At 37.1% G+C, this 13160-nt stretch carries 12 protein-coding genes; 4 read left to right on the top strand and 8 right to left on the bottom strand.

All coding sequences use genetic code 11. The features are described 5' to 3' along the window. The first annotated feature begins 39 nt into the window (after window positions 1-39). The 4 genes from B6A32_RS12025 to B6A32_RS12010 all read left to right on the top strand — a co-directional run bounded on the left by B6A32_RS12025 (window position 40) and on the right by B6A32_RS12010 (window position 4311). The gene (locus B6A32_RS12025) at window positions 40-1830 is read left to right on the top strand and encodes an ABCB family ABC transporter ATP-binding protein/permease (RefSeq protein WP_085304371.1); all 1791 of its coding nucleotides are present in this window, start codon (window positions 40-42) and stop codon (window positions 1828-1830) included. Window positions 1831-1889: 59 nt separating this feature from the next. Further along, window positions 1890-2435, top strand: a complete 546-nt coding sequence (locus B6A32_RS12020; RefSeq protein ID WP_085304369.1) for a DUF1415 domain-containing protein — start codon at window positions 1890-1892, stop codon at window positions 2433-2435. 149 nt (window positions 2436-2584) lie between these two features. Further along, window positions 2585-3373, top strand: a complete 789-nt coding sequence (locus tag B6A32_RS12015) for a hypothetical protein (protein WP_085304367.1) — start codon at window positions 2585-2587, stop codon at window positions 3371-3373. Between the two features lie 74 nt (window positions 3374-3447). Continuing rightward, window positions 3448-4311, top strand: a complete 864-nt coding sequence (locus B6A32_RS12010; RefSeq protein ID WP_233131409.1) for a glucosaminidase domain-containing protein — start codon at window positions 3448-3450, stop codon at window positions 4309-4311. Between the two features lie 270 nt (window positions 4312-4581). Here the strand turns inward: B6A32_RS12010 and ttcA are convergent, their stop codons facing one another. The 8 genes from ttcA to B6A32_RS11970 form a co-directional block, all read right to left on the bottom strand. Then, the gene (ttcA, locus tag B6A32_RS12005; RefSeq protein WP_085304365.1) at window positions 4582-5514 is read right to left on the bottom strand and encodes a tRNA 2-thiocytidine(32) synthetase TtcA; all 933 of its coding nucleotides are present in this window, start codon (window positions 5512-5514) and stop codon (window positions 4582-4584) included. A gap of 86 nt (window positions 5515-5600) precedes the next feature. Continuing rightward, window positions 5601-6230, bottom strand: coding sequence for an SGNH/GDSL hydrolase family protein (locus B6A32_RS12000; RefSeq protein ID WP_158088484.1), 630 nt, complete (start codon window positions 6228-6230; stop codon window positions 5601-5603). Between the two features lie 615 nt (window positions 6231-6845). Next, window positions 6846-7778, bottom strand: coding sequence for a universal stress protein UspE (gene uspE, locus B6A32_RS11995; protein WP_085304361.1), 933 nt, complete (start codon window positions 7776-7778; stop codon window positions 6846-6848). Between the two features lie 203 nt (window positions 7779-7981). Then, window positions 7982-8701: a fumarate/nitrate reduction transcriptional regulator Fnr gene (gene fnr / locus B6A32_RS11990; RefSeq protein WP_085304359.1), complete on the bottom strand. Its 720-nt coding sequence runs from the start codon at window positions 8699-8701 to the stop codon at window positions 7982-7984. A 44-nt stretch (window positions 8702-8745) separates the two neighbouring features. After that, entirely contained in the window at window positions 8746-9408 is a 663-nt protein-coding gene (locus B6A32_RS11985; RefSeq protein ID WP_085304357.1) for a sulfite exporter TauE/SafE family protein, read from the bottom strand. Further along, the gene (ccoS, locus tag B6A32_RS19450) at window positions 9398-9631 is read right to left on the bottom strand and encodes a cbb3-type cytochrome oxidase assembly protein CcoS (RefSeq protein ID WP_085304355.1); all 234 of its coding nucleotides are present in this window, start codon (window positions 9629-9631) and stop codon (window positions 9398-9400) included. The genes B6A32_RS11985 and ccoS overlap by 11 nt, the downstream gene beginning before the upstream one ends. Further along, entirely contained in the window at window positions 9628-12027 is a 2400-nt protein-coding gene (locus tag B6A32_RS11975) for a heavy metal translocating P-type ATPase (protein ID WP_085304353.1), read from the bottom strand. Before B6A32_RS11975 ends, ccoS begins: the two co-directional genes overlap by 4 nt. Window positions 12028-12054: 27 nt before the next feature. Further along, window positions 12055-12555, bottom strand: a complete 501-nt coding sequence (locus B6A32_RS11970; RefSeq protein ID WP_085304351.1) for a FixH family protein — start codon at window positions 12553-12555, stop codon at window positions 12055-12057. Between the last annotated feature and the right edge of the window lie 605 nt (window positions 12556-13160).

Genomic DNA, 13160 nt, shown 5'->3' with positions numbered 1-13160 from the left:
GTAAGTCACATTAAATTCACTTGGAAGTTAACCACAAACATGCGCAGATCATCACATCATAGTGAACATGAAGTTACTACTTTTAATTGGCATGTAGTTAAATTGCTATTGCCTTATTTATTTGAATTTAAGGCGCGTATATTTTTTGCCTTAGCTTGTTTAGTGTTAACCAAAGTAGCCAGTGTTTACCTGCCATTTATTCTTAAAGACATTGTTGATATTTTAGATAAACAACAAGAAAACCGTATTTACCTTGTGCCATTTGCATTAGTTGGGGCATACGGGTTGGTCAGATTAACCATCGTACTTTTTGCTGAAATTCGTGACACTTTATTTGGTCGAGTTACCGAACGGGCAATCCGACGTATTGGTTTAAAAGTTTTTCAACATCTACACAAATTAGATTTAGACTTTCATTTAAATCGTCAAACGGGTGGCTTATCGCGTGATATAGATCGAGGTACCACCGGCATTAATTTTTTAATGCGCTTTATGGTCTTTAATATTATTCCCACCTTAATAGAAATAACCATGGTCGTGGGGATTTTATTTTTTAACTATGGTATTTGGTTTGCGCTCATTACCTTATCTTCTATCGTGTTGTATGTTGCTTATTCAGTGTATGCAACAGACTGGCGAACTCGTTTTATAAGAGAAGCCAACAAGGCAGATTCATCGAGTAACACGCGTGCAATTGACAGCCTACTAAATTATGAAACCGTTAAATATTTTACTAATGAAGACTTTGAAGCAAAATCTTACGATAGCCAATTAGCTAACTGGGAACAGGCAAAAATGAAGAATCGTTTATCTTTATTTGCCCTAAATGGTGGCCAAGCGTTGATTATATCGTGTGCAATGACCGCAATGTTAGCTTTAGCTGCCTACCAAGTAACCCACGAGAAAATGACCTTAGGTGACTTTGTTTTGATCAATGCTTTTATGATGCAGCTATTTATTCCGTTGAACTTTCTAGGTTTTGTTTACCGTGAAATTAAAGGTTCATTAGCCAATATAGAGCAAATGTTTGATCTGATGCTAAGAAAACCTAAAGTAGAAGACAATGCACAGGCTAGCGAATTAAACCTAACGCAGGCGGAAATTAAATTTGAAGATGTATCGTTCGCCTATAATGTTAAAAGGCCTATTATTAAAAACATATCGTTTACCATAAAAGCAGGTCAAAAGGTTGCTGTAGTCGGTGAAAGTGGCTCTGGAAAATCAACACTAGTGAAGTTGTTATTTAGGTTTTACGATTGTGACAGCGGTAAAATAGCCGTAGATGGACAAGATATTCGTCTTGTTACACAGCACTCATTAAGAAAAAATATTGGCATAGTGCCACAAGATACTGTGTTATTTAATGATACGCTTTTTGAAAATGTACAATATGGAGCACCAGAGGCAAGTGCTGAAAACGTACATAATGCCTTCAAACTAGCACATTTATCTGACTTTGTTTCAAGATTACCTGAAGGCGTTGAAACTATAGTTGGAGAGCGTGGCTTAAAGTTATCAGGTGGTGAAAAACAACGTGTTGCAATTGCGCGTACTATTTTGAAGAACCCGAAAATTTTAGTGTTCGACGAAGCAACATCTTCACTTGATAGCCAGTCAGAACAAGCCATATTACGTGCCATTAAAGAAGTTGCAGAACATAGAACTAGCTTGGTTATTGCACATCGTTTATCAACTATTGTCGATGCTGATAATATTATTGTTATGCAACAAGGTGAAATTGTCGAGCAGGGTACACACCAGCATTTAATCACTGAAAAAGGCCATTATTATAGAATGTGGCAATTACAACAATCAGACAACAGTGAATAGCTTTTCTACGACTTGCTACTCAGTATGAATAAAGAAAGAGAAAAATTGAGTAAAATTTTATGACGGTAATACATGAAATAGAGCAAACCAAGCAATGGTTAACTCAGGTTATTATCAACCTGAACTTCTGCCCATTTGCTAAGAAAGAGTTTGTAAACCAAACCATTCATTATCATGTAAGTGAGAAAGCACAGCTAAAAACTGCTTTAGTTGAGTTTTTAGCGCAATGTCATTACTTAAATGATAATCCAGCCATTGAAACAAGTTTGTTAATTTACAGTGATGGTTTTAGAGATTTTAACCGTTTTCTTGATTTGGTTGATGACAGCAATGATCTTATTGTTGAACATGGCTTTGAAGGGATATTTCAAATAGCGACCTTTCATCCAGAATACTGCTTTGCTGATGCTGATTACGATGATGCCAGTAACTATACCAACCGTTCTCCATACCCTACATTGCACTTAATTCGCGAGCAAAGCATGGAACGCGTGCTCAGTGTATATAAAAACCCTGAAGCTATTCCTGAAAATAATATTGCCTTAGCTGAAAAAATGGGAGCAAAATATTTTCAGTCTTTACTACATAAAATTAGCAATAGTTAGCAAAGATTAAATCAACTTAAAAATCCTGCTTAGTTTTCATATTGCTAATAACTTTTCTTTGCTATTCACACCGTACTTTGAATTACGATATACTGGCAACAATTTAGATATAAGCGTCACTTGTGCGCTTACTCATTAGGTATATTTTTGTGGAAAAACTTCCTGTTATAAAAGTTGGTGGTAGCGTTGAAGAAGCTGTAAAAGGCGAATATTCTCTTGATGTAGTAGCAATATTAAAAGAAGCGTGGCAATTAACCTTAAAGTCGCGCATGTCAATTAATTTAGGGTTACTGACTTGCCTTGTTATCGGTATGTTAGTGTCAATTATAGTCAGTAGCCAACTCGGTGGTATAGAAGTTGCGATTCAAGACCAGCAGTCTGCCACTTTACTTAATATTATCGTTACTTTAGTGGTTTACCCCTTTATTGTTGGTGTAGAAATGATGGGCGTATTTCACTCTGTTGGTTTGAAAACCAAACCAAAATTGATTTTTGGTTTTTTTAAACGCGGTAGTTGGGTAGCGGTTAGCGCCTTACTCACCTCTACTTTAGTTACTATGGGTTTAGCTTTGTTCTATATACCCGGTATATTTTTAGCTGTGGCATTATCGTTAGTCTTACCTTTAGTGGTAGAAAAGCAAATGTCACCGTTAAAAGCCATAACGGTAAGCATTCAGGCTACACGTTTTCAATGGTTTAAAATATTTTCAATTTACTTAATTCTAGCCTTGGCTGTCATGGTTGCCGCTTTACCTGTAGCCGCTGCAGGTGCTTCAGAGTTAGGTTTTGTTGCTATCGCATTTTTTCTTTTCTGTTTGGCTTATTTAGCGCCGCTTTTTTACAATGTGAAAGGAATTTTATATCGCGAAATATTTGGTTTACAAATGCAAGCCGAAGCACAAAAAAATAACAACACGAATGACACATTTTCAGCGTAAGACAACCGCTTCCTTAAGTAGAGTAAAGTAGACGGTGCTCTATACTAAAAGTAGCTGCACAAGGAGTAATTGTTTTGGTTAATATTAAAAAGAAAAAAATTTTAGGGCTTATATGTTTAGTGCTGTTGGGCGCAGGGCTAGTGGCACCTTTTACTTTTTTAAAGCTAGAAGAGATCAGTATCAGTAGTTCGAATGAAATAACAGCGCCAAAAAAAGTCATTAAAAAAGTCATTAAAAAGGTAGAGAAGCCTCTGCATGATGTTAAGTTACCCAACTTTGCTAAGATCCGCGATGTAAAAGAGAAAAAACGTAAATTTTTTGCTTTTATTAAACCTGCAGTTACTGCCGAAAATAAAAAAATATTGGCTAAGCGTGCAGAGGTAGAACGTTTAATCGAGCAGTTAACTTTAGAGCAACCCTTTAGTGTTGAAGATGAAGCGTTAGTGGCTAAGTTAGTCAACGATTATAAGGTCAGTAAAAAGTTTTCACTATTAAAGCAGCTTTACGAACTTCAACTTAAAGTCGATGTGATCCCGCAAGCGCTTGTTTTAGTGCAAGCAGCCAATGAGTCTGCATGGGGTACTTCTCGATTTGCTAGAATTGGTTTAAATTTTTTCGGTGTTTGGTGTTATAGCGAAGGCTGTGGCATGGTGCCGAATAGCCGTAACTCTGGTGCCGCACATGAAGTTGCGGCTTACAGCTCGGTGAAACAAGGTGTTGAGCGCTATTTGCATAACATAAATACTCATCGTGCTTATAGCGTATTCAGGATTATTCGTGGCCAATTAAGAGAACAAAACCAACCCTTAGTGCCCGAAATACTGGCAACAGGATTAACCGCATATTCTGAACGTGGTGCTGATTATGTGTTAGAACTGACAGAAATGATCCGACATAATCGACCTTACTTTGGCGCAACGATTAAACAAAATCATTAATGTTTTCCATGTAAAGCTTCTAAGCATTGTAAAAGGGGACGCTTTACATGGTTATGCCGTTCGTAATATATATAATACCGAGCGGCGAGTTCCATAATTATTCAGAGCCGAAGATAAAATCCAGTCTTTTTCTAGCCTTACCTAGACTAAAAAGTTAAATTATTAATCGTAAGTTAAGGTTAATATTGCTGACTGAGCTCATGTAGTTGTCAGAATATATTATAAGTTACTTGACGTTATCAAAGATAATTTGTTGATAAATCGTTGCGCTTACTTAATTTCAGTTACGTTTAATAAATCTGCTGCTTGTATATTAACGGCTGTTTTTTCTGGCGCTGCTGACGTAAATGTTTCTTGATCAAAAGCGGTATCGCCGCCATCAATAATGCCAGAGTTTGCGTTAATGCCTTTAAAGTCAAAAAGTTCACTGTCACATAAATGTGAAGGTACAACATTCTTAATAGCAGTAAACATTGACTCTATGCGCCCTGGATGGTTTTTATCCCAATCTTGTAGCATGGCCTTAATGTTTTGGCGTTGTAAATTAGGTTGTGAACCACACAAATTACAAGGAATAATCGGAAATTGTTTTAATGCCGCATACTGAATTAGCTCTTGTTCTTTACAGAATGCTAGTGGTCGAATAACAACATGTTCACCGTTGTCAGATACGAGCTTAGCGGGCATTGATTTTAACTTACCACCGTAAAACATATTCAGCATTAATGTTTCTACCATGTCGTCACGATGATGGCCAAGTGCAATTTTAGTGGCGCCTAATGCTTTAGCGGCTTTGTACAATAATGCACGGCGTAAGCGAGAGCATAGGCTGCAAGTGGTTTTACCCTCAGGAATTTTTTCTTTTACAATAGAATAAGTGTCTTCTTCAACAATTTGGTAAGCCACCCCTATTGACTCAAGGTAATTTGGTAAAATGTGCTCAGGAAACCCGGGTTGTTTTTGATCAAGGTTTACCGCAATTAAGTCGAAATTAATCGGGGCCGACTCTTTTAAACGCATTAATATCTCAAGCATGGCATAGCTGTCTTTGCCACCCGACACACAGACCATGATTTTATCGCCATCTTCAATCATATTATATTGAGCAATGGCTTGACCAACATGACGTCGAAGGCGCTTTTCAAGCTTGTCTAGTTGAGTGTTTTGGCTTGGCGTTAGGGCTGATGTTAAAACTGCGCTCATAATAATTTCCTGATAAATATTGGCGCGTAGTATAGCGGAAGTCACAGCTTGAACAAAGTTGAACTTAGTGAAATTATTTATCTATTTTAAGTCGATGGTTTTAATGCCTTTGCTGCTTGTTCCGCCCAAATACTATAAGCAAGTGATGATGGATGAAAACCATCTTTAGCTAAATATTTTGGCGTGAAAGGGATGTTAATGCTCAGAATGCAGCATTGGCTATTATCAGCTGTTGCTAAAATCATTAATTCATTAAGCTTTTTCGCTCTTAATCCTAACCACCATCTCAAGGGCTGTAGTAAGCCAGTGAACAAATGCATAGGCGGAAGCGCTGTCATCAAAACTTTTGGGTTATCAAATTTGACGTTACATAAGTCTACAATAGTCTTGATATTACTAACCCATTGGTGCTGCTTTGTTAAGCCCGTAACATCGTTAACACCAATAGATACTAAAACAAAGTCAACTCTTTGGCTTTTGATATTCTCAATTTCATTTATTAAGGCTGTTGATGTTAAGCCTGTCGAAGCGACTAACTGCCAATTAACGGTGTTGGTAGTCGCAAGGTTCGCAACTAACTGACCTGATAAGGCATTTTTTTGTTCTTTTGTGCCAACACCGGCCGAGGCAGAATCACCTATAATTAATAAGTTAATCTTTTTACCACTACCTGCAGTGCCTGAACGCTCACCTAATGCTTCAGGTAGCTTTATCATACTAAGGCGAACCCAAACTGCTTGTATAAGCAATACGGGCATTATTAACAAAGTACTAATGCAATAAAGAATATGAGTAAGTGGCTTTTTTATCTGCAACGCTAAAACCCTAACGGGAACGGTAAATTATAGTTATAACGTAAAATATATTCGAAGACAAATAGTAGAAAAAACAGCGGCTAATAAGTGAAGTTAATTAACGTACAATTTGTAAGTAAACAAGGTATAAGTGCGGTTTATACCAATTGATATAAACAATCGATCATTCTAAAGCGGTTTAAATATCCAGTATCTACGTTGCTTTCAATCCCAATAGCCTGCTATTGGTCGACAATATGCTCCTGCATTGCTCTAATGACTTACATCCATGTAAGAATCAATCAAGCGCCTTGCTACTGAAAATTTATCCTCGTTTAAAATTGAACGATTCATTAAATCAATTGGTATTACTAGGAGTAATGTGCTGTGTACAAGTTGCTAGAAGTCAGCTGCTAAAGCTAAATATGAAGTGCTAAATGTGAAGTGCTAAATGTGAAGTGCTGAGAAAAAACGTCAACCAAAGAATTGTATTATCAGTGGATGACGTATTTTTATAAGTAATGAACTTCAGTAACTTTATTTAACATCCAAAGGAGAAACGTAACCTTCGGGTTTTAATGCCAGTACATCACAATTTAGTCGATCAATAACATGTTCAGCGGTATTGCCGATTAGCGCGGCTGATAAACCTGTGCGGCCTATAGTACCTAAAATAACGAGTTCCGCATCTATTTCTTCAGCAACACTTTGAATAATATCTTCAGGTAACCCTTCTTTTATATGGGTGTAGTCCTCAGTGATATTAAAAGCGGCTGCATGCTCTAACATTGCCTCTTCATGATGCTTGAGCATAGCAAGGTTATAATCATTAGCATCAAACTCTGGAATCTCTATGGCGATATTTACCGGAGTGCCAGGAAACGAATTTACCAAGTGTAAGTTTGCTTTCATTACTTTGGCTAACTGTTTGGCTTCTGCCGTGATTTTATCGTTTAAGGCTTTATGTTCTTCTTCTTCGCTGCCAATGTTTAATGCAGCAATAATATTACCGTCTTCAGGCCATAAATGTTCTTTCACTAGCAGTACAGGGCAAGGGCATTTACGTAAAATATGCCAATCGGTTGGGGTAAATATAACGGACTTTAATTTATCGTGTTGATGCGTGCCCTTGATGACAATATCATAACCATGATCAATAACTTGTGCGATTATTTGCTCAAAAGGGCGGTTATGCCAAATAACTTTACAATCAACAGTAATACCAGAAACATCTAACTCAGCAATCATAAACTCTAACCATTGTGTACGATCATTAATAACCGATTTACACATAGCTTCGCGTTCATCGCCTGAAAGCATTGTAGTCATTTCATAAGAGAAGTCATATATGGTCAAAAATGCAGTGATACTTGCACCCGTTTTGCGTGCTAATTCTATTGCTCGCTTTAACGCTTTTTGATCTTCTGTTGTTGGGTCAACAATTGCGAGTATTTTTTGATACTTTTCCATAGTTAATTCCTTATCTTTGCCTGATGGTATTAGGCCAAACCACACAGTTAATAACCTTGCTTAATGTATTAACAATAATCTATTTTGAAAAGATAATACTTGTTTTAAATCAAATTATTATCATTTTTTATAAACTATATTATGTTAAGCATAGCGGTAAATTGTTGAATAATAAAGTCGTGAGAAAACGCTGAGTTTTTATTTTACAGCGCGGCACACTCATTTAATTTTTCAATATTTACGATGGTAATAAGTTTACCATTAACAGCAATTAAGCCATTTTTATCGAAGCGGTTAAGTAAACGACTTATGGTTTCTACGGTTAAACCAATATAGTTACCAATATCATTACGTGTCATAGACAAACGAAATTCAGAGGCCGATAAACCACGCGCGTGATAGCGACTACTTAAAGTACTAAAGAAGGTGGCCAGGCGTTGTTCCGCATTTTTACGATTAAGTAATGTTAGCATTTCATGATCTTCGCGAATTTCAGTGCTCATCATACGCAAAATTTGTTTTTTTAATTTTGGCATACTATTAGATAACGTATCGAGTGTATTATAAGGTATTTCGCAAACCATTGAGGTTTCTAGTGCTTTAGCAAAACTTGGGTGTTTCGCATTCGCTATGGCGTCAAATCCGAGCAAATCCCCAGCCAAATGAAAGCCAGTAATTTGCTCTTCTCCTTGTTTGTTAATCGTATATGTTTTGAATGTGCCAGAGCGCACAGCGTAAAGCGCTTGCATTGGTTGACCGTCGTTATATAGCTGCTCTCCTTTTTGGATAGGCAGCTTACGATCAATAATATTATCTAAAGTCTCTAACTCTTGATTATTGAGTGAAAATGGTAAGCACAATTCACTGATACTGCAGTTTTGGCAGTGAATATGTTGTTGGTCGGCACACGATTTATTATTCATAATAACCTATAAAAATTTCCATGCTGAACACCATATTAGATGCGTTAGCTATATGCAATAAGTATAGAATAAATGCCGTATGAAATCACCAAAATGGCAGATAGCTTTCTAAATAGTGGCTGAGTTAATAAAGACTTAACACTGAACGTGCCTAGTGAAATTGACATTAAAGCAGGTAAAGTACCTAAACCAAAGAAAAACATGATCAAAGCACCATTGAGGGTATCGGCGCTTGCTAAAGACCAAGTTAAAGTTGAGTAAACTAAGCCGCAGGGTAGCCATCCCCATAATGCACCTAAAGCGAAGGCACTTTTAACGTTCTTAATGGGTATAAAGTTTTTAGTCAGTGGCGATATATAACGCCAAATATTTTTTCCTAAATGTTCTATGCGGCTCAACCACATTAACCACTGCCCTAAATATAGTCCTAACAAAATTAAAAAAATACCGGCGATAGTTTTTAATATAACAACAGGAAAGCCGATGTTTTTAGCTGCCATAGAGCTGGTAAATGCCACAATAGCGCCAAGTAAACTATAGGAAGCAATACGACCAAAATTATAAGCAAATACAATGGCGAATTTTTTATGGCGAGTTTGTTCAGAAATAGCAGTAGTTAGCATAGTGCTAATGCCACCACACATTACAATGCAATGGCCAGAGCCGAGCAGACCAATAATAAAGGCAGAAAAAAAATCAAGTGTCATGAGTCTGGTTTTTTAGCTGTTGCTTTGACGTTTCTGTTTCATTCAACTCGTTATTCTTTAGGGTATTTTGCTTGGCTTTATCATTTTCATCATCAAATAAAATACTCATGCCTTGTTTTTCTAAATCATCAAACTGTTCAGTTTTTACCGCCCAAAAAAACAGATAAATACCAATTGCAGTGAGTAATACGGCAATGGGAATTAATACGTAAATTATACTCATTTTTTTAACAGCCTTAATGAATTTGTTACCACTAAAATTGAACTGGCCGACATACCGATAACCGCCATGTAAGGCGCTATATGGCCCGTAACCGCTAGCGGTAAAACAATAGCATTATAACCAAAAGCCCAAAGGTAGTTTTGCTTAATAATACGAGTGGTGCGAATAGCAACTTCACGCAAGGTTTGTACACCCTTAAGTTTATTATTGAGTAATATCACATCTGCGCCATTTTTAGCAATATCAGTACCGCTACCCATAGCAATAGACAAATGAGCTGCGCCCAATACCGGACTATCGTTAACGCCATCGCCAACCATGGCAACCGTATGAGTACTTTGTTGCTGTTTTATGGTGTTAACTTTGTCTTGTGCTGAGAGATTTGCATGCACTTTGTTAAGGTTTAATGCTGATTGTAATTTATTGCAGCCTTGCAGGTGATCACCAGAAAGCATGCTGGTTTCAATGTTTTGTTGGTAAAGAAAATCGATTAACGCTTTAGCATCTTCTCGTAAGCCATCATGCAAGTAAAATTCAGCGATTAATGTTTCACCTTGCATTAATACACACTGCGCACTAAAAGCTGAGTGTTCATTAGCACTTAAAAGCCAAGAACTTTTACCAATGCGGTAATGTTGGTTATTTACTTCACCAGAAATACCTGCGCCAGGGGCAACCACAACTTGGCTGGTAATTTGGTTATGATCACGAAATGGGCTAAAAGCTTTTGCTAATGGGTGAGCCGAATGTGCTTCAAGCGCTGCCGCTATGGCAAGCACTTGTTGTCGTCCTTCTTGCGTCGCTTCGTTTGAGTATTCACCATAAGTTTTTACATCTACAATAGTGAACTCACCTGTAGTTAATGTTCCTGTTTTATCAAATGAAATAGCATTAACTTCAGGCATAGTTTCAAGCACATGGGCAGACTTAATCATAATACCTTTACGATTAAGTTGCGTAGTTGCACAGGTAAGCGCTGTTGGTGTTGCTAATGCCAATGCACAAGGACAAGTAACGACAAGAACCGATAAGGTGATCCAAAATGCTTCGCTTGGATCATGATTTAGCCAGTATATTGCCGTTGCTATGGTCGTCATCAGAATTAGCGCAACAAAATATTGAGCAATTTTATCTGATAACTTGGCTAATTTAGGTTTATGGCTTTGTGCATTTTCACTCAGTCGAATGAGCTGACTTAAAAACGACTCTTGATTATTATGTTTAACTTTTGCCGTTAAATTGCCATCGCCGTTAATGGTACCGGCAAAAATGTTATCTAAAGCGGTTTTCTTCAGGGGCAGTTGCTCGCCAGACAACATAGCTTCGTTAATTTGGCTTGTGCCTGTTAATATTTCACTATCAGCCGGAATGGTTTCACCGGGTTTAATTAAAATAATATCATCAGCTTTTAAATAATTGGCTGAAATAAATTGCTCAATACCTTGCTCAATTTTAGTCGCGGTCATTGGCATTAATTTTAATAAATTTGCTGAAACATCAGCGGCGCGGCTGCGGGCTCTAAACTCAAGAAATTTACCAATAAGCAGTAGAAAGGTAAACATAGACACTGATTCAAAGTACACTTCACCTTGCTGCGTAAATGTTGCCCAACAGCTAGCCATAAAAGCTAAAATAATCGCAATAGAGACAGGAACGTCCATCGAAAGTTGGCGTGCTTTTAAAGCAAAGAAGGCACTTTTATAAAATGGGAAGGCGCCATAACTAACAATAGGAAGCGTCAAGAAAAAGCTTGCCCAACGCAAATACATTACATTGTGTTCGGTCATATCGGAAAAAGCGCCAAAGTATAAACCAAAAGCGATCATCATTACTTGCATCATTAAAATGCCCGAAATGCCTAACCGTTTGATAAAGTTTTTCGCTTGTTTATTATTGTTTTTTTCAGCCGTACTCGCCTTAAAAGGCAAACCGTGATAACCAATTTTATCGATTAAACTCAGTATGTCGCTCAGCTTTACTTGGCTTTCTTGCCATTGCACTGTAGCGCGTTGAGTTGTCGCGTTAACATTAATTTTATTAACGCCCTCGAGCTTACTTATTTGCATTTCAATTAACCAGGCACAGGCTGAACAGCTTATGCCATCAATGGTTAAAATAGTTTCTTTAAAACCATCATGATAATAAGCAAACTCATTTTGTAAGCTTTCATCATCAAGTATTTCGTTGCGTTGTAATTGCTCAGGAATTAATACTTCACCTTTTTGAGCTGGCGCACTGCGAAAACGGTAATAATCAGTTAAATTGTTATCAACAATAGTTTGGGCAACCGCTTGGCAACCAATGCAGCACATTGGTTGATCAATATTATCAATACGAGTTGTTAAGTTAATGCCCTTGGGAACGACTTCATCACAGTGGAAACAAACGTTGCTCATTAATTTATGCTCACTAATACCGGCTAATTAATTTGCTACAGTCAGATCAGGTTTTATGGCAATAAAATCAGATTGAGGTAGGGTGATCACGTTTTGAATTTTCCAGTGGTTTTCAAATGGACTAATGGTTACTCGCCATTTACCCGTAACATTTTGGTCAGCTTCAAAGTAATGGGTAAAGTTACCATTAGCGTCAGCTGTTAATGCTAAGTAGAAGTCTCTTTCTGCTATTGTTGGGTGAAAAAAATTAACATTTAATAATGGAAAGGTTTTTTCAATACCGGTAGGGCGAATAGTTAATTGATCATCAACAAGCTTCAAACCAAAACTCATACCTAGCTTTTGTGCTTGCTTAACTTTACCTAGCTCTAAGTTTATCGCTTTACCTTTTTTATAGTAATCTCCAACCACTAGTGGATCGGGATCCGTGTTGGCGATAATAAAAGTGGCAATACCGGCGACAACGGCAGTAAAAGGTAATATAAAGACAAACCAAGCCCAAGGCTCACGATACCAAGATGTTTTCATGAAAATTTCTGCTTTGCTGAAAGAGTGCTTATTATACGACTTTTCTTTTACAGGAACTATTAAAAAACCTGTAATTTAACAAACTTTACCCTAAAGAATTATGATTTATTAATTAGGCTGTTTTACCTTTAAAACACGGATAAATTTTTAGGTGCATTTAGGTTAAGTAAACTAAATTCTTGATTGCCCTTAAATACGATACCAACCGAATTTATGGATGGTGTTCAACTACTGATAGCATGGTATTTATCAGTCACATATTTAGAACTTATATCGCTACCTTCATTGAACCTAGAGCCTGAGCGATCCCAAAAAAATATCAGCGTTTCTCAATAATATAGGTCCCACCAAATAAGTGGAGCTGCCCCACAGCTATTAATATAATGTAGGGTCAGATACACATTAATTGATTTTATAAAGTAGGGTCAGATACTGACCTATCCCCACAACTAATTGATAAATATCAATCAATTAATATAAAAAAAATGGAACATTCATGACGTTTGGTGATCAGATCTATCGCCAAACAAAAACAATCAGAAAACGCCATGAATGTACTACCTATTTTGAAGAAAACCATCACGAATGTCACCCCAAATATGCAC

This window comes from Colwellia polaris, from assembly GCF_002104515.1.
Lineage (GTDB): Bacteria > Pseudomonadota > Gammaproteobacteria > Enterobacterales > Alteromonadaceae > Cognaticolwellia > Cognaticolwellia polaris.
This window is presented reverse-complemented; position numbering and strand designations above follow the sequence as displayed.